Annotated in this window: 22 protein-coding genes and 1 tRNA gene; 11 read left to right on the forward strand and 12 right to left on the reverse strand. The window is 62.0% G+C overall.

Annotation, left to right across the window (positions count from 1 at the left end; translation table 11 throughout):
- Positions 1-166: 166 nt before the first annotated feature.
- The 3 genes from folE (at position 167) to FJ428_RS27285 (ending at position 2,419) form a co-directional block, all read left to right on the forward strand.
- Positions 167-802: a GTP cyclohydrolase I FolE gene (gene folE / locus FJ428_RS27275; RefSeq protein ID WP_140517057.1), complete on the forward strand. Its 636-nt coding sequence runs from the start codon at positions 167-169 to the stop codon at positions 800-802.
- Positions 803-891: 89 nt separating this feature from the next.
- The gene (hisI, locus tag FJ428_RS27280) at positions 892-1,350 is read left to right on the forward strand and encodes a phosphoribosyl-AMP cyclohydrolase (protein ID WP_140633616.1); all 459 of its coding nucleotides are present in this window, start codon (positions 892-894) and stop codon (positions 1,348-1,350) included.
- 97 nt (positions 1,351-1,447) lie between these two features.
- Positions 1,448-2,419: a patatin family protein gene (locus FJ428_RS27285; protein WP_140517059.1), complete on the forward strand. Its 972-nt coding sequence runs from the start codon at positions 1,448-1,450 to the stop codon at positions 2,417-2,419.
- Positions 2,420-2,430: 11 nt separating this feature from the next.
- On the opposite strand, the gene recJ is transcribed toward FJ428_RS27285, so the two are convergent.
- The 7 genes from recJ to FJ428_RS27320 form a co-directional block, all read right to left on the reverse strand.
- Positions 2,431-4,215, reverse strand: a complete 1,785-nt coding sequence (gene recJ / locus FJ428_RS27290; RefSeq protein ID WP_140633545.1) for a single-stranded-DNA-specific exonuclease RecJ — start codon at positions 4,213-4,215, stop codon at positions 2,431-2,433.
- 60 nt (positions 4,216-4,275) lie between these two features.
- Complete coding sequence (glpX, locus tag FJ428_RS27295; protein WP_140495884.1) at positions 4,276-5,259, reverse strand: class II fructose-bisphosphatase; 984 nt, start codon at positions 5,257-5,259, stop codon at positions 4,276-4,278.
- Positions 5,260-5,438: 179 nt separating this feature from the next.
- The gene (locus tag FJ428_RS27300) at positions 5,439-5,606 is read right to left on the reverse strand and encodes a Thivi_2564 family membrane protein (protein ID WP_140495823.1); all 168 of its coding nucleotides are present in this window, start codon (positions 5,604-5,606) and stop codon (positions 5,439-5,441) included.
- A gap of 65 nt (positions 5,607-5,671) precedes the next feature.
- The gene (locus FJ428_RS27305) at positions 5,672-6,028 is read right to left on the reverse strand and encodes a hypothetical protein (RefSeq protein ID WP_140880534.1); all 357 of its coding nucleotides are present in this window, start codon (positions 6,026-6,028) and stop codon (positions 5,672-5,674) included.
- 128 nt (positions 6,029-6,156) lie between these two features.
- Positions 6,157-7,470, reverse strand: coding sequence for a homoserine dehydrogenase (locus FJ428_RS27310; RefSeq protein WP_140738570.1), 1,314 nt, complete (start codon positions 7,468-7,470; stop codon positions 6,157-6,159).
- Positions 7,471-7,518: 48 nt separating this feature from the next.
- A complete protein-coding gene (locus tag FJ428_RS27315) occupies positions 7,519-8,736 on the reverse strand; it encodes an LL-diaminopimelate aminotransferase (RefSeq protein WP_140495820.1) in 1,218 nt (405 codons plus the stop codon).
- 74 nt (positions 8,737-8,810) lie between these two features.
- Positions 8,811-9,203: a hypothetical protein gene (locus tag FJ428_RS27320; RefSeq protein ID WP_140495819.1), complete on the reverse strand. Its 393-nt coding sequence runs from the start codon at positions 9,201-9,203 to the stop codon at positions 8,811-8,813.
- A gap of 98 nt (positions 9,204-9,301) precedes the next feature.
- Here FJ428_RS27320 and phaC point away from each other — a divergent pair, with 98 nt between their 5' ends.
- From phaC to FJ428_RS27345, 5 genes are all read left to right on the forward strand, one after another.
- Entirely contained in the window at positions 9,302-11,137 is a 1,836-nt protein-coding gene (gene phaC, locus FJ428_RS27325) for a class I poly(R)-hydroxyalkanoic acid synthase (RefSeq protein ID WP_140880535.1), read from the forward strand.
- Positions 11,138-11,353: 216 nt separating this feature from the next.
- The gene (locus tag FJ428_RS27330) at positions 11,354-12,601 is read left to right on the forward strand and encodes a YcbK family protein (RefSeq protein WP_140495817.1); all 1,248 of its coding nucleotides are present in this window, start codon (positions 11,354-11,356) and stop codon (positions 12,599-12,601) included.
- A 293-nt stretch (positions 12,602-12,894) separates the two neighbouring features.
- Positions 12,895-15,627, forward strand: a complete 2,733-nt coding sequence (locus FJ428_RS27335; protein ID WP_140880536.1) for an SUMF1/EgtB/PvdO family nonheme iron enzyme — start codon at positions 12,895-12,897, stop codon at positions 15,625-15,627.
- A 228-nt stretch (positions 15,628-15,855) separates the two neighbouring features.
- Positions 15,856-15,930 (forward strand) — tRNA-Glu (locus tag FJ428_RS27340).
- A 167-nt stretch (positions 15,931-16,097) separates the two neighbouring features.
- On the forward strand, positions 16,098-17,240 hold the full coding sequence (locus FJ428_RS27345; protein ID WP_140555339.1) for a hypothetical protein: 1,143 nt from the start codon (positions 16,098-16,100) through the stop codon (positions 17,238-17,240).
- Between the two features lie 42 nt (positions 17,241-17,282).
- Here the strand turns inward: FJ428_RS27345 and FJ428_RS27350 are convergent, their stop codons facing one another.
- The 4 genes from FJ428_RS27350 to FJ428_RS27365 form a co-directional block, all read right to left on the reverse strand.
- Complete coding sequence (locus FJ428_RS27350; RefSeq protein WP_140880537.1) at positions 17,283-17,546, reverse strand: DUF6074 family protein; 264 nt, start codon at positions 17,544-17,546, stop codon at positions 17,283-17,285.
- A gap of 139 nt (positions 17,547-17,685) precedes the next feature.
- On the reverse strand, positions 17,686-17,982 hold the full coding sequence (locus FJ428_RS27355) for a DUF982 domain-containing protein (protein ID WP_140517077.1): 297 nt from the start codon (positions 17,980-17,982) through the stop codon (positions 17,686-17,688).
- Positions 17,983-18,160: 178 nt separating this feature from the next.
- The gene (locus FJ428_RS27360; RefSeq protein ID WP_140547213.1) at positions 18,161-18,397 is read right to left on the reverse strand and encodes a hypothetical protein; all 237 of its coding nucleotides are present in this window, start codon (positions 18,395-18,397) and stop codon (positions 18,161-18,163) included.
- A 108-nt stretch (positions 18,398-18,505) separates the two neighbouring features.
- Entirely contained in the window at positions 18,506-18,904 is a 399-nt protein-coding gene (locus tag FJ428_RS27365; RefSeq protein ID WP_140880538.1) for a hypothetical protein, read from the reverse strand.
- A 209-nt stretch (positions 18,905-19,113) separates the two neighbouring features.
- On the opposite strand from FJ428_RS27365, the gene map reads away from it, so the two are divergent.
- From map to FJ428_RS27380, 3 genes are all read left to right on the forward strand, one after another.
- On the forward strand, positions 19,114-19,941 hold the full coding sequence (map, locus tag FJ428_RS27370) for a type I methionyl aminopeptidase (protein WP_140517079.1): 828 nt from the start codon (positions 19,114-19,116) through the stop codon (positions 19,939-19,941).
- A 112-nt stretch (positions 19,942-20,053) separates the two neighbouring features.
- Entirely contained in the window at positions 20,054-20,677 is a 624-nt protein-coding gene (gene radC, locus FJ428_RS27375) for a DNA repair protein RadC (protein ID WP_318012469.1), read from the forward strand.
- 175 nt (positions 20,678-20,852) lie between these two features.
- Positions 20,853-22,094, forward strand: a complete 1,242-nt coding sequence (locus FJ428_RS27380; protein ID WP_140880540.1) for a site-specific integrase — start codon at positions 20,853-20,855, stop codon at positions 22,092-22,094.
- Here FJ428_RS27380 and FJ428_RS27385 read toward each other — a convergent pair.
- Positions 22,091-23,677, reverse strand: coding sequence for a hypothetical protein (locus FJ428_RS27385; protein ID WP_140880541.1), 1,587 nt, complete (start codon positions 23,675-23,677; stop codon positions 22,091-22,093). The genes FJ428_RS27380 and FJ428_RS27385 overlap by 4 nt on opposite strands.
- Positions 23,678-23,815 lie beyond the last annotated feature (138 nt).

Raw genomic sequence — 23,815 nt, forward strand, 5'->3', positions numbered from 1 at the left:
ATAATGGTGGCAGTCCGGTATCGACAAGGCGACGAAAAGCCCACGTCTTTGCCGCAGTTTGCTCACGCCGCTTACGGGGCTGGAAACCGGGCGAGTTTCCGACGCCGAAAGGTCGTGGTCCGTTCAACTCGTTCCTCCTGAGAGAGGGACTACGGGAGACGCCTTTATGGATGCCGTTATCAAGAAGTTCATGCCCCAGTCGGCCTACATGGAAAAGCCCGTCACCGACCGGCCGAGCGAGGCCGAGGTCGAGGCTGCGGTACGCACGCTTTTGCGCTGGACCGGCGACAACCCCGATCGCGAAGGGCTGGTCGACACGCCCAAGCGGGTGGCCAAGGCCTATCGGGAAATGTTCGGCGGCTATGACATGTGCCCGGCCGAAGAGCTTGGCCGCACCTTCGAGGAAGTGGCAGGTTACGACGACCTTGTCATCGTCAAGGACATCCAGTTCCATTCGCATTGCGAACATCACATGGTGCCGATCATCGGCAAGGCCCATGTCGGCTATCTGCCGGACGGCAAGGTCGTCGGCCTGTCCAAGATCGCGCGCGTGGTCGATATCTTCGCCCATCGCCTGCAGACCCAGGAAGCCATGACCGCGCAGATCGCCGGCGTCATTCAGGATGTGCTCAATCCGCGCGGCGTTGCAGTGATGATCGAGGCCGAGCACATGTGCATGGCCATGCGCGGCATCCGCAAGCAGGGCTCCACCACGCTGACCTCGACCTTCACCGGCGTGTTCAAGGATACTCCCGAAGAACAGGTTCGTTTCGTCACCATGGTGCGTGGCGGTGGGGTGTAAGCCGCCTCGCCCAGCATCGCCGGACCATGATTCCGAAAGTGGATACCGGTTTTCGGATAATCATGGTCAAACAGGAAGATAGCCCGGCGATGTCGGCACTGGAATTTCCGAAGGCTCCCTCAGACAAGAAAGCGCTGGAAGAAGGCGGGGTGTTTTCACCGCGCTTCGATGCCGCCGGCCTGGTCACCGTCGTCGTCACCGATGCGGCGGACGGCATGCTTTTGATGGTCGCGCACATGAATGCGCAGGCTCTGGCGTTGACGCTTGAAACAGGTATCGCCCACTACTGGTCGCGTTCACGGAATGCGCTGTGGAAGAAGGGCGAAACGTCAGGCAATCTCCAGCATGTCATCGAGGTGCTCACGGATTGTGACCAGGACGCCATATGGTTGCGCGTCAAAGTGCTAGGCCACGACGCAACTTGTCACACAGGCCGGCGTTCCTGCTTCTATCGGACGGTGGGGCTGATCGACGGCAAGGCGATGCTTGCCGACGATGGCAGCGAGCCCTTGTTCGATGCGGAAAAAACGTATCGGAAGCTCCCGTGAATGACCAGCTTGAACCTTTTGCCCGCAGCCAACCACATAGATTCACCATTTCGATACGGCCCGCCTATATATTAGCTGTGGGACAAGGGAGATCATGATGCTCGAGTGGGCGTCATTGCGTAACAGAGCGGACGTACGAGAGGCGAATGGTCCCGCTTCGTCCGGAGGCGCGTCCGAAACAACATCACCAAAGAAAACTGGCATCTCGCTTGCACTGGGCGGCGGTTGCGCAAGAGGCTGGGCGCATATCGGCGTGCTGCGCGCGCTCGATGAAGCCGGCATCGAGGTTTCGATGATTGCCGGCACCTCGATCGGCGCGCTGGTCGGCGGCTGTTACCTCGCCGGAAAACTGGACGAGTTGGAAGAGTTCGCCCGCAGCCTGACCAGGCGGCGCATCTTCGGCCTGCTCGATCTAAACCTGCGCGGCAGCGGTCTGTTCGGCGGCATGAAGCTGGATGCTCGCCTGCGTGAGCATGTGGCCGGCATTCGCTTTGAGGATTTGTCCAAGCCGTTCGTCGCGGTCGCTTCCGAAATCCGCACCGGCCATGAGATCTGGCTGTCGAACGGCTCGCTGATAACAGCCATGCGCGCTTCCTATGCCTTGCCTGGCGTGTTCGAGCCGGTGACTTGCAATGGCCGCGTGTTGGTCGACGGAGCTTTGGTCAATCCGGTGCCGGTGTCGGTCTGCCGTGCCTATGAGCAGCCGCTGGTTGTCGCGGTCAACCTTCATTACGACCTGTTCGGCCGTGCCGCCGTCATCAAGCATAGCGCCGGCGAACTGGTCGTCGAGAACGATGCACCGCGCAGTGGCCAATTCGACCCGGAGCACCGGGCGCATCAGACGCGGCTTGGCATCACCGGCGTCATGGTCGAGGCCTTCAACATCATCCAAGACCGAATCTCGCGCGCCAGGCTTGCCGGCGATCCGCCGGACATGTCGCTGCAGCCCAAGCTCAGCCACATCGGTCTGACCGAATTCCACCGCGCCGATGAGGCGATCCAGATCGGCTATAGGGCAACGATGGCACAGATCGGCGAACTGACCCGGCTTCAGACGGTTCTCGCCTGATCAAAGACGCATCAGGCGCGTGCCGCGTCGACGATGCGGAACTGCACGCTGCGATTGCCGTTCCAGTAATTGCCCGACAATGAGCCGGCGACGTGGATCGTCTTACCGCGGTTCTTGAACAGGAAGTCGCCGAGCACCGTGTCGACGGCACGAAAGGCGATCGCCTGGATGCGACCGCCACTGCCCGACTGGAGGTCGGCGCGGATGTGGTTGGTGCCAACCAGCCGGGCGTCGGCCAGCCGATGGCGAGGCAGCGCGAAAACAGGCGCGACATGCCCTGCACCGAACGGGCCGGCCTTTTCCAGCGCATCCAGCAAGGCCAGCGTCGCACCCTCGGCGGCAAGCGCGCCGTCGATCGCCAGGCTTTCCTCGTCTTGCAATCGGAACACGTCGGCTGCTGCGCGCTCCTCGAAAAATGCCCTGAGCTCGCCGAGCCGCGTGCGCTCGACGGTAATGCCGGCTGCCATGCCATGGCCGCCGCCCTTGACGATCAGCCCGGCATCTGCGGCTTCGCGCACCAGCCGGCCGAGATCGAAGCCCGACACCGAGCGACCTGAACCGGTGCCGGTGCCGGTGGCGTTGAAGGCGATGGCGAAGGCCGGCCGTCGGGCATGGTCCTTGAGCCTGGAGGCAAGCAGGCCGACGATGCCGGGATGCCAGTTGGTGCTAGCGGTAACGACGATGGCCGGCCCGCTGCCGCCGGCAAGCTCGGCATCGGCCTCGGCACGCGCCGCGGCCAGCATCTCGTGTTCCATCAGCTGCCGCTCCTGGTTGAGCCGATCGAGCGTCTCGGCGATGGTGCGGGCCTCGACCGGATCGTCGGTCGCAAGCAGCCGGCTGCCGAGGGCGGCGTCGCCGATGCGCCCGCCGGCGTTTATGCGCGGTCCGATCAGGTAGGCCAGATGGAAGGTGCTGAGCGGCTCGCCGACGCGCGAGACCCGCGCCAGCGCAGACATTCCCTCGTTCTTCTGCTGGCGCGCCACTTGCAAGCCCTTGACGACGAAGGCACGGTTGACGCCGGTGAGCGGCACTACATCGCAGACCGTGGCCAGCGCCACGAGATCGAGCAGCGAGAGCAGGTCCGGCGGCGTGGCGTCGGCCAGCCGGCCGCGCAGGACCTTGGCCGTCTGCACCAGCGCGAGAAAAACCACTCCGGCGGCGCAGAGATGGCCCTGCCCGGAAAGGTCGTCGTCGCGGTTGGGGTTGACCACCGCGTGTGCCGCCGGCAAGGCGCCGCCGACCTGGTGATGGTCGAGCACCACGACATCGGCACCGGCGGCATTGGCCGCGTCGATGGAAGCCGCGCTGTTGGTGCCGCAATCGACGGTGACGATCAGCGTCGCGCCGCGCGAGACGAGCTCGCGCATGCCTTCGGGATTGGGACCGTAACCCTCGAAGATACGATCGGGAATGTAGATTTCCGACGATATCGAGAAATGCGCGAGGAAGCGTTTGAGCAAGGCCGACGAGGCGGCGCCATCGACATCGTAGTCGCCGAAGATCGCCACCTTCTCCCGGGCCATCACCGCGGCGGCTATTCGAATGGCCGCCTTGTCCATGTCAGTCAGCGAAGCCGGGTCCGGCAGCAGGTCGCGGATCGTCGGGTCGAGAAAGCGCTCCGCCTGTTCCGCCGTCACGCCACGTCCGGCAAGCACGCGCGCGACGATATCGGGCACGCCGTGCCCCTGTGCGATGGCAAGCGCGACCATGTCCTGCCGCTCGGTCAGCCGATGTTCCCAGGAAACACCGGTGGCCGACTGTCGGACATCGAGAAAAAGGCGTCTCTCGCCCGTCATGCGAGGCGACGTTTGCGGATGATCATTGCCCACAATATGCGACGGCCAGTCAGGAATGCATCAAAACTTTTCCAGGTCCTGATGCCGGGCCTTGATCTCGCGCACGGTGCGCGACGACGAGCGCAGCACGATCGTGTGCGTTGTGATGTAGTTGCGGCCGAACTTGACCCCTGCCAGCATGTTGCCGTCGGTGACGCCGGTGGCCGCGAACAACACATCGCCGCGCGCCATGTCCTCGGCCCGGTAGACCCGCTTCGGGTCGGCAATACCCATCTTGCCGGCGCGGGCGACCTTTTCGGGCGTATCGAGGATCAAGCGGCCCTGCATCTGGCCACCCGTGCAGCGCAGCGCCGCCGCGGCCAGCACGCCCTCCGGCGCGCCGCCAATGCCGAGATAGATGTCGATGCCGGTTTCCTCGGGATCGGTGGTGTGGATGACACCGGCGACGTCGCCATCGCCGATCAGCCGGATTGCCGCCCCGGTGGCGCGCACGGCGTCGATCAGCTTGCCATGGCGCGGACGGTCGAGGATGCAAGCGGTAACGTCGGACACCGCGACGCCCTTGGCCTTTGCCAGGCTGGCTATGTTTTCGGCCGGCGAGGCATCGATGTCGATGACGCCCTCGGCATAGCCCGGGCCGATGGCGATCTTGTCCATGTAGACGTCGGGCGCGAACAGCAGGCTGCCCTTCTCGGCGATGGCGATCACGGCCAGCGCGTTGGGCAGGTTCTTCGCGCAGATCGTGGTGCCTTCCAGCGGGTCGAGCGCAATGTCGACCGCCGGGCCTTTGCCGGTGCCGACCTCCTCTCCGATATAGAGCATCGGCGCCTCGTCCCGCTCGCCTTCGCCGATCACCACCGTGCCCTTGATGGCGAGGCGATTGAGCTCCTGGCGCATGGCGTCCACCGCGACCTGGTCGGCGGCCTTTTCGTCACCGCGTCCGCGCAGCCTGGCGGCCGCGACGGCGGCGCGCTCGGTGACGCGCACCAGTTCCATGGTGAGTATCCGGTCAAGTCCGGCGATAATGTTGTGGGCCACGTTCATCAGGTCGATCCTCGTTCGCATGCCACCTCCCGCCGGAGGCGCGCCTCTTGTGTCAAACGAGCATGACAACGGCAAGACCTCTCGAAGGTTTTCTCGAAAAGCCTGCAATATCAATCGATTAAACTATGGATAGCACGATTCCGGCGAACTTGGGCCGCTTTCAAAGTAGGTATCGAGATCTAAAACACGGCCAGATATTTCAATAGCGAAACGATGCCGATGATGATGACGATGATCTGCGCGATCTGCCGCATCCTGGCATCCAGCGGCAATCGCTGAATGAGATAAAGCACCAGAATGATCACGAGGAACGTGATCAGAATACCGATCAGGACGGAAGAAGCCATGGTGCTCCCCTGGAAATTGCTCGATGGACAGGTAAGCCGGCAAACCCGGTTCGGTCGTTACCGGATCAATACCAGCGGCGCTGGGTGTCATTCATCGATTGGCCAACGGCGAGGCCGGCCAGAAAACCCAGCAGCCCGATGACGCCGACCACAGCCGTCGTCGTGCCCGGATTTTCCCGCGCGATCTCCGAGACCGCCTGCGCCTGGCTGCGCAACTGCTGAGCCGTTCGCGACGCACGGCTCGCCGCGCTGTCGTAGACATCGGATGCCTGAGCCGAGGCCTCGTCAACCAGTTCCGCACCTCGCTCCGAAAGGCTCTTGTTGATCCTGGTGATCTCCTTGCGCAGATCGGCGATCTGCTTTTCGAGCGTCTTTTGGATGTCGTCGATCTGGGGGGTGTCGGATTTCGATGTTTCGGCCATTGGCATTCCCTCGGTTTGCACCTCGGGAGAACGGCGCTGGCCGGGATTGGTTCCGGCGAGCCAAGCAGCGGCATCGGCCGCAACAGTATCGTCGCAGCAATCCCGTGGTAGGCGACGGAAGGAAATATCTATCCTGCCCGTTCGATCCGGATGACCTGCGGCTTGTCGGTCAGGTGACCATCCTTGGTGATACCGTCCACGGCCTTGCGCACCGCAGCTTCGGTGGTCTCGTGGGTGACGAGGATCACCGTCTTTTGCGCCGCCGCTTCGCCGCTGATCGCGTGCTGGACGATCGATTCCAGCGAGATATCGTTGTCGGCCATGCGCTTGGCGATGGCCGCGAACACGCCGATGCGGTCATGCACGGTCAGCCGGATGAAGTAGCCGCCGGCATGGCTGCGCATCTGCGCCTTCTTGTAAGGCTTCAATTCCCTCGCCGGCCTGCCGAATACCGGGCCGTGCTGGAAGCCGGGACGGCTCTTTGCGATATCGGCGATGTCGCCGATGACGGCCGAGGCGGTGGCATTGCCGCCGGCGCCGGGGCCGGAGAGCAGCAGTTCGCCGAGGATGTCGGTCTCGATCGCCACCGCATTGATGACGCCGTGGACCTGCGCGATCACCGAGGCCGTCGGCACCATGGTCGGATGCACGCGCTGCTCGATGCCGCTCTCGGTGCGCTGGGCAACGCCAAGCAGCTTGATCCGGTAGCCGAGATCGCCGGCCGCACGGATATCGGCCTGGGTGATGTTCGAGATGCCTTCCATGTAGATGTCGTTGGCGGCGATCTTGGTGCCGAAGGCCAGGCTGGTCAGGATCGACAGTTTGTGCGCGGTGTCATGGCCTTCGATGTCGAAGGTCGGGTCGGCCTCGGCATAGCCCAGCCGCTGCGCGTCCTTGAGGCAGGCGTCGAACGAGATGCCTTCGGCCTCCATCCGGGTCAGGACATAGTTGCAGGTACCGTTGAGAATACCGAAGACGCGGGTGACCGAGTTGCCGGCCATCGCCTCGCGCATCGTCTTGATAACCGGAATGCCGCCCGCCACCGCGGCCTCGTAGTTGAGCAGCACGCCCTTCTTCTCGGCGATCTCGGCCAGTACGACACCATGTTTGGCCAGCAGCGCCTTGTTCGCGGTAACGACATGGCGGCCGGCTTCGAGCGCCGCCCTGACCGCCGCGAACGCCGGCCCCTCGTCGCCGCCGATCAGCTCGACGAAAACGTCGATCTCGGCGGCCTGCGCCATCTTGACCGGATCGTCGAACCATTTCGCGGCATTGAGATCGACGCCGCGGTCGCGCTTGGGATCACGCGCCGAAACCGCCGACACGACGATGTCGCGCCCACACTGCCGTGTCAGCTCCGCCGCCTTGTCGCGCAGCACGCGCGCCACCGAGGCGCCGACCGTGCCGAGGCCGGCAATTCCAACACGCAGAGCTTCAGCCATGGCCGGCGATGTCCCCCGAAAGATCAAACGAAATTGTGTGCGGAAAGCTTACCGATGGGCGGAAAGCGGCACGACATTGTTGGGTTGCTTGGCACTGGTCGCCAGGAAGCGCTTGATGTTGCGCGCCGCCTGCCGGATCCGGTGCTCGTTCTCGACCAGCGCGACACGCACGAAATCATCGCCGTGTTCGCCGAAGCCGACGCCTGGCGCCACCGCAACGTCGGCATGTTCGATGAGCAGCTTGGAGAATTCGAGCGAGCCGAGATGGCGGAACGGCTCGGGAATCGGCGCCCAGGCGAACATGGACGCAGCCGGAGCCGGAATGGTCCAGCCCGCGCGGCCGAAGGCATCCACCATCACGTCGCGCCGCTTGTGGTAGATGTCGCGCACTTCGGCGATGTCGGCGCCATCGCCGTTGAGGGCGTGTGCGGCCGCCACCTGGATCGGGGTGAACGCACCGTAATCGAGATAGGATTTCACCCGGGTCAGCGCCGAGATAAGCCGCTCGTTGCCAACCGCAAAGCCCATGCGCCAGCCGGGCATGGAGAAGGTCTTCGACATGGAGGTGAACTCGACGCAAACGTCGATCGCGCCCGGCACCTGCAGCACCGAAGGCGGCGGATTGCCGTCGAAATAGATCTCCGAATAGGCAAGGTCCGACAGGATGATGATGTCGTTCTTCTTCGCGAACGCCACCACGTCCTTGTAAAAATCGAGCGAGGCGACCAGCGCCGTCGGGTTCGACGGGTAGTTGAGGATCAGCGCCAGCGGCTTCGGAATCGAATGGCGGATGCCGCGCTCGACCGCCGGGATGAAACCGTCATCGGGTTCCACCTGCAGCGACCGGATGACGCCGCCCGACATGATGAAGCCGAAAGCATGGATCGGGTAGGTTGGATTCGGGCACAGGATCACGTCGCCAGGGGCGGTGATCGCCTGCGCCATGTTGGCGAAGCCTTCTTTCGAACCCAGCGTTGCCACCACTTGCGTATCGGGATCAAGCTTCACGCCGAAGCGGCGCTGATAGTAAGCGGCCTGGGCGCGGCGCAGGCCCGGAATGCCGCGCGAGGAGGAATAGCGATGGGTGCGCGGATCGCGCACCACTTCGCACAACTTGTCGACGATTGCCTTGGGCGTCGGCAGGTCCGGATTGCCCATGCCGAGGTCGATGATGTCGGCGCCGCGCGAGCGGGCGCTGGCCTTGAGCCGGTTGACCTGCTCGAAGACATAGGGCGGAAGCCGGCGGACCTTGTGAAACTCTTCCATGGCAGTTCCAGACATCACTTGGCGTTTGGCAAGGCGCGCCGTGTCGGCAAGTGCCTTGGGCGCGCGCTATATACTTATTTGCAGGTAGGGTCGAGGGTGGGGTCGCATTTGCCTTCGATCTGCTTCAGCGTCTGCGCGCCATGCTTGCTGGCCAGGTCCGTCAGCGCCGCCTGATTGGTGACGTTGGGGGCGCCGCCATTGGCTGCCTGCGCGCTTTCGTCCCCCTTCAATTCCGCGAGCCTGGCATTCCTCTCGGCATCGGTGAACTGTTTGGCCGCTACTTTCGGCGGGATGTTCAGGTTCGGAAAGGTGCCGGTATCCTTCGGTCCCGCTGATGTGGCGATGGGCACCGGGCCGCTGGTATTGGTGCTCGAGCAGGCCCCAAGGCACAGCAGGGCAATTGCCGCACCGATGCGGCAAAAACGACCGGCGCCGAAAAAAACAGTCTCGCCAATGTTAATCGTCATATTGTTTCCTTGGCAGCCGGGGTAGAGCGAGGTTGGACCCAGTCGGATGTCCCATGGTAATATGTCAAGAAAACGCTTCGGGAGGAACCCCGCGCACCATGTCCAAAACACCCGATTCGGGCAAAGCGGAAGATGGCGGACCTTCGACGGTCGAGCAATATCTGGTGAAGGACCCGGAACGCTTCGCCCTGAACATGGCGCGCATGATCGAGCAGGCCGGCAAGGCGGCTTCCGCCTGGGCCGAGCCGCGCGAGAAGGGCGAAGTGCGCGACCATGTCGCCGAACCGGTCGTCGACATGGTGAAGACCTTCTCCAAGCTCAGCGAATACTGGCTTGCCGACCCACAACGCGCGCTCGAAGCGCAGACGCGGCTGTTCGCCGGCTATATGACGGTTTGGGCGAACGCCATCCAGCGCGTCAGCGCCGATGCCGAGCGAACCGAGGACGCGGTCAAGCCGGAGCGCGGCGACAAGCGTTTCCAGGATCCGGAATGGGGCCGCAACGCCTTCTTCGATTTCTTGAAACAGGCCTATCTCGTCACCTCGCGCTGGGCGGCTGATCTTGTCGAGCACGCCGAAGGCCTGGATGACCACACCCGCCACAAGGCGAGCTTCTACGTCAAGCAGGTGTCCAACGCCATCTCGCCGTCGAATTTCATCCTGACCAATCCGGAACTGTTTCGCGAAACCATCGCCTCGAACGGCGAAAATCTTGTGCGCGGCATGAAGATGCTGGCCGAGGACATCGCGGCCGGCAAGGGCGACCTGAAGCTGCGTCAGGCCGACTACTCGCCCTTCGAGATCGGCCGCAACATCGCCACCACCCCCGGCAAGGTGGTCGGCCGCAGCGACGTCGCCGAGATCATTCAATACGATCCCGCCACCGAGACGGTGCTGAAACGGCCGCTGCTGATCTGCCCGCCCTGGATCAACAAGTTCTACATACTCGACCTCAACCCGCAGAAATCCTTCATCCGCTGGGCGATCGAACAGGGCCACACCGTGTTCGTCATCTCCTGGATCAACCCTGATGAACGCCACGGCATGAAGAACTGGGAGGCTTATACAAGAGAGGGGCTGCAATACGGCCTCGACACTATCGAGAAGGCCACAGGCGAGAAAGAGGTCAACGCTATCGGCTACTGCGTCGGCGGCACGTTGCTGGCGGCGGCACTTGCCCTGCTGGCGCAGGAGGGTGACGATCGCATCAAATCGGCGACCTTCTTCACCACCCAGGTCGATTTCACCTATGCCGGCGACCTCAAGGTGTTCGTCGACGAGGAACAGGTCGCGGCGGTGGAAAAGGCGATGAACGAAAATGGCTATCTCGACGGCACCAAGATGGCGACCGCCTTCAACATGCTGCGCTCGGGCGACCTGATCTGGCCCTATGTCGTCAACAACTACATGCGCGGCAAGGATCCCCTGCCCTTCGACCTGCTTTACTGGAATGCCGATTCGACACGCATGGCGGCGGCCAACCACTCCTTCTATTTGCGCAACTGCTATCTCGAGAACAACCTCTCGCGCGGCAGGATGGAACTTGCCGGACGCACCGTTTCGCTCGCCGATATCAAGATCCCCGTCTACAACCTCGCCTCCAGGGAAGACCACATCGCTCCCGCGCTGTCCGTCTTCCTCGGCTCGAAATATTTCGGTGGCGAGGTCGAATACGTGATGGCGGGCTCCGGTCATATCGCCGGCGTCGTCAACCCGCCCGCATCGGGCAAGTACCAGTACTGGACCGGCGGCAAGCCGGAGGGCGACTTCGGCGAGTGGATCGCAAGGGCCACCGACCATCCTGGCTCCTGGTGGCCGCACTGGCAGAGCTGGATAGAGGCTAAGGACAATAATCGCGTGCCTGCCCGCAAAGCAGGCAAGCATATGAAAACTTTTGGTGATGCCCCCGGCACCTATGTCAAGGTGCGTGTGTAACCGACTGTAATGTCTGGTGAGTTGACGGACCCGTAAAAGCGGGCGAAATGGTGTCGTCAACCATCTTGCCGCCTAAATTCGGCAATTGCCGCAAAAATACTTCCAGGCTTGCTGATTTGACACAGGTCTCGTTTCCGGATCGGAGACAAGGGGCACCTCGACGCAGCCGTTCGGACGCCGCGCCAAGGATATACCGATCGGATATCGAGGGGGAATTTGACTTTGAAATCAGCAGGGTGGAGCCTCGCGAAGGGAGAACGCCGCACCATTGCGGCGGCGCTCTGCTCCGTGCTCCTGGCCTCCTGCACCTCGGCCGGCGACCCCACAATGTCGGTTGGCATGCCCGGCTACAATGCCTCCGCGTCGGACATCAACGCAGCCTCGACAAACAAGCCGATCGTGGCCGGCGATTCGTCGTCGCAGACGGCGACCACGCAGACCACAGTGATGGCGGAAGGCGACACAGCGCTGCCCGAGACGGTCGCCTACGTGCCGATTACCAAGCCGCAGGCGGCCTTCCCGCTCACCGCGCCGGCTGAAGCTGAAACGATTGCCGGAAACACGCCGCAATCGCTGGAGCAGCAGCCGCAGACGGCGCAGCAGACCGATGCGGCGGCGCAGAAGATCGCCGCCGCCGACGCGGCCGTGACGGCGCCGAAGCAGGCCGCCACACCGGCGATGAACAATCCGGTCTATGTGACCGCTGGCGAGGCGCAGCAAGCGGAGGCGCCGAAGAAAAGGGGTTTCCTGGCCTCGATGTTTGGCGCCACGCCGGCTTCGGCGAAGCCCGCTCCACTGGTCAACACGCGCGCAGGCGAACAGCCGGCTGTGCAGGCCAAGCCCGCCCCGGCGGCGGCAAAGCCGATCATTACACTGGCCTCGGCCGATTCCACGGCGAAACCGGTGCAGCTGGCTTCGCTCGGCGACGACTCAGGTCACATCACCGGCAGCGATGCCCTGCCGGGCGTCCGCCAGACGGCGCTGTTCGAGATCAAGCGCAAATCCGGCCTCGACGACGAAAGCGACGTCGACCTCAACGAGGATGAAGGTTCGGGCGGCCTCTACCAGGTAGCCTCCGCCGCCGGCATGGCGCGCCTCGCGCCTAACGGCCTCTTGAAGCAGAACGAGAGCGTCGACGTGGCGTGCCTCAAGCCCTCGCTGGTGCGCGTGCTCAAGACGATCGAAGGCCACTACGGCCGCAAGATGGTCGTCACCTCCGGCTATCGCGACCCCGCCCGCAACCGCCGTGCCAACGGCGCCAAGAATTCGCTGCACATGTATTGCGCCGCCGCCGACATCCAGGTGCCGGGCGTCTCGAAATGGGAGCTGGCGAGCTACGTCAGGACGATGCCCGGCCGCGGCGGCGTCGGCACCTACTGCCACACCGAATCGGTCCATGTCGACGTCGGCCCCGAGCGCGACTGGAACTGGCGCTGCCGCCGGCGCAGCGGTGGCGAAGGCTGACCAGGGCCGGTTCGGCTGGACGCGCTAATACCGTGGTCCAAACCTCCGCGATTGCTCTCCTTCGCAAGAGCGAGGTGAGTTCTGGGTTTGGCACGGGCACATGCAATCTGTTCTTAAGGCTTAGTCATCTCCTTCTTGAGACTTAGCTTAATTATGGCGCGGTAGTTTTTGATCCCAGCAGCAAGAAGCCGGGTTTCCCACGTTCCCGCTTACCTCTTTTCTTCAGGTTGACAGTGATATCCTTGAGGGGGAGCTTTCCACTCAGGATTTGTTAATCATGCTCGGGGATTGGAATGCACAAGGTCGTCGCGGCGATAGCTGTGCTTGTGCTTGCGTTGGTGGCGGACATGGGTTCGATATCGCCATCCTTCGCTCAGCAACGCTGCACGGAAATCGGATTTCCAAACAAGGACACGGCCGTTCAGAGCGGCCTCGCGCCTGTCGATAACTGCTATGAGCTCGACGCCGAGGCTGCTGCCGCTTCATCGGACGCCCGGGCCGGAACGCCATTTCGCGATTGCGAACATTGCCCTGAAATGGTCCCGCTGCCTCCGGGCAGCTTCATGATGGGCGCAAGCCAGAAGGAGATGAAGCGGCTCAGATATGTGCAATGGGCGACGCCTCAACATGAGGTAACGATCGGCTATCCGTTCGCCATCGGTCGCTTCGAGATCACCGTTGATGAGTTTGACGCCTATGTGAAGGAAACCGGTGCTGGGGTCGGCGGCAAGTGCGGTATACGTACGATCGAAAGCGGCCCGAACAAATTCAAATATAGCGGCACTCCCGTCCCCGGCGGCGACAAGACTGAATCCGCGCCATACGCCATCTATATCAGCGACGGCTCCTACGCGCAGCCGGGATTACCTGTGACAGGACGGCAACCGGCCGTATGCGTTTCCCGCAACGACATGAAAGACTATCTCGACTGGCTCTCCATGAAGGCGAACAAACACTACCGGCTGCCGACAGAAGCGGAGTGGGAATACGCTTATCGGGCGGGAACGGATTCGTTCAATTATTGGGGCGATGACTTCAAGCAGACATGCGATTACGCGAACTTCGCAGACCGCAAGTCCGGCTATCAGGCAGGCATGGCTGCCTCCTGTTCGGAGAAAATACATCCTGACTGGACCGCCGAGGTCGGTTCCTACAAGCCCAACTCATGGGGTCTTTACGACATGGGTGGTAACGCCCAGGAAGCCGTCGAGGACTGCTTTCACAAGAGCTACCAAGGGGCGCCCGCTGACGGTTCGCCTTGGACGGAGCCGGACTGCGTTCTCTTCGCGGCGCGCAGCGGCGACTATGAGTTGACGCAGTTCTCCATGCGTGGCTCAGAGCGGTTGCTGTTCGGATACACCGACGATACCGATGACGGCATGTGGAACCGGGATGAAGGATCCGATGAACGCTTCAACGTCATGGGTTTCCGCGTGGCCTTGTCGCTCGACGATAAGAGCTGGGACAAGACGGCGCGAGCTGCTGCGTCCGAAAAACCAGCAGAAGTGAAGGTTGCGGCCGCTGCATCACCGACCACAACAGACAGTGGTCCGCAATATGACCACCTGCCCGCCGCGGTCAAAACCTACGTCGAGGATATCCGCAACAGCTGCAAGGACTATGACGCGAGCGGCATCCCTGCCAACAAGATGTCGGGCGTCCGACCGATTTCGCTTGTCGACGGCACGCCAGCCCTTCTCATCGAGAATGAAACCTTATGCTCCGGCCATTACCCGGGCGCGAATTGCAGCAATCGCGGGTGCGATGTGGTGGTCATGGTCGAAGGGAACGGCGGTTGGAAGGAAATCTTCCACGAGCATCTGTACGACGACACCTTCGACATCGGCGAGGACAAAAAGCTGAGTTCGATTTCAGCGACAATCTATGCGGGCGACCCGCATTGTGGTCCCCCTCCGAACGCCAAATTCATGTCCAGCGACAGCTGCGATGTCGTGATCCACTATGAAAACCAGGGCTGGATTTGGCGAAAGGCCCAACATGCGGCGACGTCGCGCGTCACCGGCGGCCAGATAGGGACGGACACCGCACCTTCGACCACAGAGAATTGCGGCGGCTCATATGTCTTCGTGCAATTGGTCACGTTCCTGTACGATCCTCTGCTCGGCCCGAAGGTGGATCGACAAATGCTCGAGGCAAAGGGTGACGCTGCCTCCTGGTACGACGTGGAATGCGATGCGGCTGGGAGGCCCTCGATCTTTACCCGCTACGAGTTCGGCAAGAAGACCGGTCTGACGGCCGTGGAATACGACGGTCAGTCGAACCATGTGGCGCGGCAAGTCGCCAAAGGTCCGGACGGAAATGTGCTCGATACCAGCGTGATTGCGCGCAATGCAAAGATGCAGCCCGCTAGAATCGAGGTCCTGAATGCAGATGGTGTAGCCGAAAAGGTCGGCCTCTTCAGCTATCGCGATGACTTCGTCGATCTGAACATTACGGAGGTGAAAAGCGGCGCATCACTATGGCATGCACGTGAATGGTTCGATGACAGCGGAGCCCTTGCCCGAGCATATTGGTACTATCCGAGGTTTTGGTATGACTATCACTACGATCCGAAAACGGGCCTTTATCCGGTGCACGACAAGTATGACGGTGACCTGAAATTCGAGACAACGAAGTACGAATATGACGAGTTCGGGAATACCCTGTCCCGCAGGTCTACATGCATTGTCGACACGTGCGACACGGTGACAAATTTCGGAAAATACGACCACGGCAATCTGGCACACGAAGAGGCGAAACTCAAAAGCGGAGACCAGCTTGTCTGGGAGAACGCGTACGATGCCGAGGGCCGACTGGCGGTGTCGCACCTGAATGCGAACGGGCGTTTCGTTATCAAGTTCGTTGTTGAACGAGATGGACCTTTGGTCAAACAGACGGTTGCCTATTCCCCGAAGGGCAAGAAGCTCTTCGTCTATGATCGCGCGGAGACGGTATACATAACCAGAAACGGATCCCCGGTGAATGGCGGCAAATACAAGCGCTTTACGAAACACGGTGTCTGGTGAACAAACCGATGTCACTGTTGAGCGACATGCATTTGCATCGGGCCGCTTCCGCAATCGTCTGAAAAGTGCCCGGAAATCCACGCAGCGGCTGGTGACGGCCGCCAGAAAAATTGCCGCTGGCGCTGCGTGAATCACTCGCTTCGGCAGGCAGGAAAAAAGTTGTCCAAGCCGGCACCTGACGGGTTGCCGGTTGCGCACAACGCCAGTATAAGCCGCTTTCATCTGAGCGCGCCCATCGTCTAGCGGTCAGGACACCGCCCTTTCACGGCGGTAACAGGGGTTCGATTCCCCTTGGGCGTACCAGCTTCACTCGATGTCCCCTCCGCTCCTTTCGGCGTCAAGAGCTATTGCGCCGGACAGGGTAACACCCCCTTCCGAAACGTCATTTTACGTGTTGACCATTCCGCCGCCTCGACCTTGTCGAGGGCAAGGCTCGATGGTTAAATCGGCTTTCCCAGGGGGATGCTAATATGGCAGTTCACCTTTCGGCGGATGCTCGAGCTCCTGCGGCGACGCCGCCACAAAGATATCTCTTTGGCCCGCTGGCCGACTTCCTCATGCTTGGCGGCAGCGCATTCCTGATTTTGCCGGCCCTGTACTTCGTGCCTACCAAATACGACAGCCTTGTTGCGGCGGCGATGTTTTTCCTGGCCTACTTGATAAACTATCCGCATTTCGCCCACTCTTACCAACTCTTCTATCGCAATTTTGGAAGCAAGGTGCGCGGCGAGGGATACGACAGGGGCCTCCAGATCCGCTACATTTTCGCCGGCATTGTCGTTCCCCTGCTCATGGTCGGGTTTTTTGCTTACGGCTCGATAACGGCGAACGCCCGGCTGCTCGGAAACGCAGCCAACGCGATGTTCTTTTTCGTGGGCTGGCACTACGTCAAGCAAGGCTACGGCATGTTGATGGTGGACGCCGTGTTGAAGCGCAGGTTCTTCACCAATCCGGACAAGAAAATCTTGCTGGTCAACAGCTATGCCGTATGGCTGTTCGCATGGCTTCAGACGAACACGGCGGTCAGCCAAGCAAAATATTACGGCTTGGAATATTATACGTTTGCCACGCCTGCGTGGCTCAACACGATTGCGCTGTCGGCCGCGGCCGCTTCCACGGCCGCCACCGTCGTGATGCTGATCAATCGCTGGAGTAAAAATGGCGGCAGCCTGCCGTATAACGGCGTCGTCGCTTATATCGCGTCCCTATATCTTTGGATCCTGGTCGTGAGAATAAACCCGCTGTGGCTGCTCGTGGTGCCGGCTCTCCATTCGCTACAGTACCTGGCCGTGGTCTGGCGCTATCAAAGCAATGTCGAGCGTGACGGTCCCGATGCACAAAAGGTTCCGGACTCCAGAATCCTGTCCGTTCTTGGTCCGATCTACAGGACGCGAGTCCTGGGGTTCGTCGTCGCCGGCGGGGTCCTCGGCGGTCTCGGTTTCTGGCTGATCCCGGCGGCACTGACTGCCTTGATCCCTTACGACAAGGAAGTCCTGGGTTCGTCGCTGTTCTTCTTCATAGTGCTGATCTTCATCAACGTGCACCACTACTTCCTTGACAACGTCATGTGGCGACGCGGCAACCCCGAAGTTTCAAAATATCTGTTCCGCTAGCGGTTGGCACGGACCGGATGCAGGGAGGCCTTGCGGAGCACTTCAGGCGGAAAGAATTGGCATCGGCTCAGCGGCCGCGCCGGCCGATATCTCTTGTTGCACGGCGAAGAAGAACCTGCGCACCTCGTCGCTGGCCGCCGCCCTGTCCCTGCCTGACCTGACGACGAGATCGAACAACTCCGTCGCCTTGGCCCTCCAGAACGAGGTGGCGCTGTCGCCATGCAAACTGTCGAGCCTGGCAGCCACCTCCCGAACCAGGAATGCCTGACGGTCGATCGGGAATGCACGGATTTTTTCTGGGGACATCTTCCGAACCACGAGACTGACGCAACGAATCAACCATTGCCGAACAAGCATGGCGTAGCCGCGAAAGTGGAAACGGAAGCTTAATGGCATCGGCATCGATGCGCCGTTCGGCCAGGAGAACGAAAGAGCGCAGCGCACCTCAGGCTTGCAGCCCTCTCGCCTGGCCACCGCGCTTGCGCGGCGCCATCATGTCCCGGGCCATCAGCCCGGTCACCCGGCAGAACGCCATGAACGCCCGGCAGGCATCCTCGGTCTTGACCACGTCCACGGTGGCGCCGAAGCAGGCGTTGAAGGCCTTCTGGTAAATCGGGCCTTGCCGGCGCAGCGGCCAGGCCTGGAGAAAATCAAGGGCCTGTTCGACGCTGTAGATCTCCTCGACAGGCAGGCCGGGTCCGGGCGCGATACGCACCGGCACCTCAAATTGCAGTCTGTCCATCCGCCATCTCCCGAACTGTCGTCACCAGCGGCAACGCCATCCGTCGTAAAAAGTTGCTCTGGCCGGTCGCTACCGCAGGAATGTGGCGTCTCCGCGGTCATGGACGTTTTGCCGCAGCCGCCGCAAGCAAGCGCCAAGGCGCCCGGCCTTGTCGAACGCGGGCGCCTTGGCGGTCCGGCTACTGGTTGGCGGGATCGGTCTCCGCATCGAAGGCCATGCGCACCGCCGTAAGCAGCACGAGAGCAGACGGCACAGCGAAAATCCCGCCAAGGACAAGTGCCCCTGTCGCCGAAAGGCCGAGCGTCTCCGTCAGCGCCCAGTAGACGGTTCCGATACAGATGAGCGCCTGGACGGAAAGGAAAATGGCGGCGCAGGCCGCGCGCGAAAGGCTCTTGAGTGTCTTGATACGTTGCATGGAAACAATCCGGAAATGACGCGCTACGCACCGCTGCGCGACCGAAGCCGCCGCGCGGATCGAGGCGCGAACAGGAAGTGGTTAGAGTGAGGGAGCGGTTGAAACCGCTCAGGCCGGAACCGATGGCGGCGCGCGCGGCTGATTGGCAGTCGCCCACGGTGTGCGGGCGTCCCCGTCGGCGGCGACGACCTCTGCCGGCGGAACCGAAACAAACCAGGAAAAGACGGTGTCCCGAGCCGGCAGGGCCGGATGGCCGCCGGCGAACTTAACCAGGGCCGGCCGGCCGGAACGAACTTCCAGCGCCTGCCCCTTGCCGGTGATGCGCAGCAGCGCCGCCGCTTCGCCGGACCGCTCCACGCCGGCGCTGGCGACACCGGAGGCTGCTCCGGCAAAGACGGGCACCTCCGCCCGGCCAAGCGACAGCATCGCCAGCAGCACAAGGCTCATCAGCAATGAGCAGGCCGCCTTCAACGGCGCTTCAGGCAATCTGGCGTGCTCGACGCTCATGAAATCTCCAAAAACCTCCCTCGCCCTACCGCACGGTCGACTGAAAGGGAAGGAACAAGGGCGTCAAGGACATCGGGGCGCGCCGAATATCCCTGCCGCTTGGTCGTGTCCGGGCAGTTCTTCCTTGAACCTTTTGCCCTCAAGTGCCAAATCTGGGGAGATTTTCACGCCGGCTCCCTTGCAGAGCCACACCGGCAAGACGGACACCAATGGTCACTTATCTCGACGCCGCCACGGCACCGCTCAGAAACACCGGCCAGATCCGCCTCTATGGCGAGGAAGGTTTTGCCGGCATGCGCAAGGCATGCGACCTCACGGCGCGCTGCCTCGACGAACTGGTGCCGATGGTTGCGCCCGGCGTCACCACCGACACTATAGATCGTTTCGTTTTCGAGTTCGGCATGGATCATGGCGCGCTGCCGGCGACGCTCAACTACCGCGGCTACACCAAGTCTTCCTGCACCTCGATCAATCATGTCGTCTGCCATGGCATCCCCGACAACAAGCCGCTGAAGGATGGCGACATCGTCAACATCGACGTCACCTACATCCTCGACGGCTGGCACGGCGATTCCTCGCGCATGTACCCCGTCGGCACCATAAAACGCGCGGCGGAACGCCTGCTCGAAGTCACCCACGAATGCCTGATGCGCGGCATTGCCGCGATCAGGCCTGGCGCCCGCACCGGCGCCATTGGCGCGGCCATCCAGAGCTATGCCGAGGGCGAGCGCTGCTCGGTGGTGCGCGACTTCTGCGGCCACGGCGTCGGCCAGTTGTTCCACGACGCGCCCAATATCCTGCATTATGGCAGCGCCAATGAGGGCGTCGAGATGCGGCCCGGCATGATCTTCACCGTCGAGCCGATGATCAACCTCGGCCGGCCGCATGTGAAAGTTCTGTCGGACGGCTGGACCGCGGTGACACGCGACCGCTCGCTGTCGGCGCAATACGAACACACGATCGGCGTGACTGACACCGGCTGCGAGATCTTCACGCTCTCCCCCAAAAAGCTCGACCGCCCCGGCCTGCCGGCCTAATGTTTCGTTCTCCCGGCGCTCGCGGTCGGGGAGCTGGGGGGCAGACGAGATGTCAGGTGACGACGACGAGCGCAGTTTCTTTGCAGAAAAGCCTGCGCAGCTTTCCGCGACCATGCACTCTCCTGGGACAGCCGGGCCTGCCGCGAAGACCAAGGGGATCGAGGAGAAGCCGCATTATCTCGGCCATCGCGACCGTTTGCGCGAACGCTTCGCCTCGGCAGGTCCCGACGCCCTGCCCGACTATGAGCTTCTGGAACTCCTGCTCTTCCGCCTGATCCCGCGCGCCGACACCAAGCCGGTCGCCAAGGCGCTGCTCTCCCGCTTCGGTACCCTGGCCGAGGTGCTTGGCGCGCCCGTCGGCCTCCTCCAGGAGGTCAAGGGCGTGGGCCCGGCGGTAGCGCTCGACCTGAAGGTCATTGCGGCGACGGCCCAGCGCATGGCGCGCAGCGAGGTCCATGGCCGCGAAATCCTCTCCTCTTGGCAGCAGCTTCTCGACTATTGCCGGTCAGCCATGGCCTTCGAGGCGCGCGAGCAGTTCCGCATCCTGTTCCTCGACAAGAAGAACACGCTGATTGCCGACGAGGTGCAGCAGACCGGCACCGTTGACCATACGCCCGTCTATCCGCGTGAGGTGGTCAAGCGCGCGCTCGAACTGTCGGCGACGGCGATCATCCTGGTGCACAACCATCCCAAAATGCCTATTTTGATCCCGCCGGTTCACGCTCTATCACGCTGATTCATCTGCATTTTTTGACTTGTAGTAATCCCGGTTACTGTGGCAGATTCGGGGTGGGTTTCGGGGGATCAACACCCCTACAGACCCCAGTTGCCGACCCTAGTTTTCCGGTGGGTGCAAACCCCACTTACCATCCGTCGGCAAAGCCCACTCTCAACCCAACGGGAGAACAAGCATGCCGATCATCTCCGATGGAGAAATACGCGCCGCAATCAGGCGGATCGAATATAGTGGCAAGCAAGAAACACTTGTCGATGGCGGAGGACACGGCACCGGCCGGCTCATCTTGATCCTGAAGCCGATGCCGACTCGCGTGACGGCCGATTGGATGGCGCAGCAGTGGCGCGATAAGAAGCGCGTCAAAAGGAAGATCGGTTCATACCCATCGATATCTCTCGCCAGTGCGCGCGAGATATTCGACCGCGATTTCGCCAAGATCATCCAGAAGGGCCGCAGCATCAAGATCGCGACAGATACCCGACCGGGCACCGTCGCGGATCTGTTCGCAGGCTACGTCGCCGCACTCAAGGCAGCGGGTAAGCCCTCCTGGAAGGAGACAGAAAAGGGTCTCAACAAGATCGCCAACACGCTCGGACGCCATCGGCTAGCACGCGAAATCGACCCAGAGGAAATTGTCGAGGTAATCCGGCCGATCTATGAGCGCGGCGCCCGCGCCATGGCAGACCACGTCAGAAGCTATGTCCACGCCGCCTACGGCTGGGGGATGAAATCCGAACACGACTATCGGAACACGTCGCCACGCCGGTTCTTCGTTCCGTTCAATCCCGCATCGGCGATTCCGACTGAGCCAAAGGTGCGGGGCACACGGTGGCTGGACGAGACCGAGTTCTCCCGCCTCTACTGGTGGCTCGACTGTCCCGACGTCCCGGTGCACCCCTCGTATCCCCGCGCGATCCAGCTCATCATGCTGACCGGTCAGCGAGTTGAGGAGATTGCTCGCTTCCATGTGGATCAATGGGATGCGTCCGAAAAGATAATCGACTGGTCGAAGACAAAGAACGAACAGCCGCACGCCGTGCCCGTGCCGTCACTGGCAGCGGAGCTCATCGAGTCCATCACCCCGAACTCACACGGCTGGTATTTCCCATCGGCGAAAGATCCATCAAGGCCGGTCAGCCACGGCTCGCTCTATAGTTTCGTCTGGCGGCAAAGGGACCGCGGGGTCATACCCTACGCAACCAATCGCGACCTGCGCAGGACATTCAAGACCCTCGGGGGCAAGGCCGGCATCTCCAAGGAAATCCGAGATCGCCTCCAGAACCATGCGCTACAGGATGTCAGTTCTAAGAGCTACGACCGCTGGAACTACATGCCTCAGAAGCGCACTGCGATGAAAAAGTGGGACGCCTATCTCAGAACGGTCCTTGCACGGAAGGCGTTCAAGGAGGCGGCCTAGTCGAGCGCCAGCTGTCGATAAAAGATCGGGATGGGGAAACTTTCGTTAAGCACGTCAATGTACGCCTGCGCGAGCTTATCGAGTGCGGGCTCGCCCACTACGATCAGGCGATGTGGGCGCGTGGCGCCAGGCCAAAGCGAATATTCGAGGAGCTGCCCAATCGCTTCACGCAGGCATCCGCGTACGGTGGGCGCAGTCTTTACCTCGTAAAACCAGAGTTCGTCGCCATGCTGCGCAACCCCGTCGATCGCTCGGTCGCCGATCGGCGCTTCGAGCACGAAACTTGCGGCGCCTTCGGCCGTGATTTGTTCCTTGAGGCGCCGTTGAATTTCCCGGTGGCGCAGGAATATGTCGAGTGTCCGGGCGCGACTTGTCGCCTGGATCCAGCGGCCGCCGTCGATCGTCCTGCCGCCATCGAGCCGAAGCGTGTCGAGCGCCCCTTCAGCCAGAGCGTCAGCATCGCCTTTGACGGCGCTACCTGCCTCCACCCAAGCATAGAGCGGGAGCAGGAGGTCGAACGTGCGCAGGCACTGGTGCGGATCGACCGCTTGGATGGGGAGCCTGTTGCCGAGGAAAACGAAGGTGCGATGGCGGATCAGGTTCTCCGAGATCGGCTGCGGCGCGTAATCGTCGCTGCGGATGTCATCCTGCCAGTGCCACATGCCAAGGTCGGCAAAAGCTTCTGGATTGTCGCGAAGATACGCATTGAAGCGGGCGACCTTCGGCACGAGCACATCGATATCGGGCAGAGAGCGGCTAGGCTCAAGCGAGAAGGCGACGCCGGCTCGAAAGGCGCGCGATCCGTCAGGGAAAGTGTCGAGCCCGACATTGAACTGCAGCTCGTCACGGCCGCCCCAGTGGAACGCCCAATCGTCCGACAGTTGGCGATTGCCAAAAATAGTCCGTCCAACCCGTTGCAGGCTGCGATTGCGCGCCCGCAGCGCCTGGAGACCATAGATCGCGTAGTCGGCGGCAGCCGCCTCGATGTCGGCTATGGCGTCTCGGAAAATCTCCCGATCTGTTCGGATGTCGGAAACGATGGCGGCGCGCGTCACCACCGACCGCAGCTCGGAGAAGGTTTCGACGAAGCTCGACGGCAGTTTGAAGGCATATCCTTGAAGTGGGCGGATCGGCCGATCGGACAGTTCGAACGGGAAGTAGCGCGCGCTATTGCCTTGCATAGCGTCATAAAGCTCGCCGATCTGCGCGCGCGCTTCTCGAATCGCTTCCAGGCTGAGCGGCTGAGCGAGCGGGCGATGATCAGCAAGTGGAATGCGATAGCCTGGTACTTCGGTCGGGACGGCGCCACGTTCGCGGGCATAGCTGCCGCGGGCGGCCCAAGTGATTGGCGCCTCGAACGCGTCGCCGGCGATGCGCGACACAGACGTAATTGCACGCGCGCGCTTATCGTAATGGAAAACGACGTCGTCGCGCCTGGCGAGCCGGAACAGGCTATAGCGCCAATTCTCCTTGTTATTAGTGCCTGTCAAGGGCGCGCGCAGGTCTGTGCCGATGTCCTCGCGATCTGTCGACTCGAGCCAAAACCGCTCGCTGCTTAGCTCATCCCACCAATTCGCAATCATACCCCCTCCTGGCCGGTACCTACGGTATCATCTCTGCTTGGCAGGCGCTCGCCACGGGAAGACAAGAATCGCCTAAACCGGCAGCGGTCACCGCTTCCAGTCAATGTCGACAGCGCGCTCCGCCGTCGGCAGCTTCCC

The sequence above is a fragment of the Mesorhizobium sp. B2-8-1 genome (assembly GCF_006440955.1).
GTDB lineage: Bacteria > Pseudomonadota > Alphaproteobacteria > Rhizobiales > Rhizobiaceae > Mesorhizobium.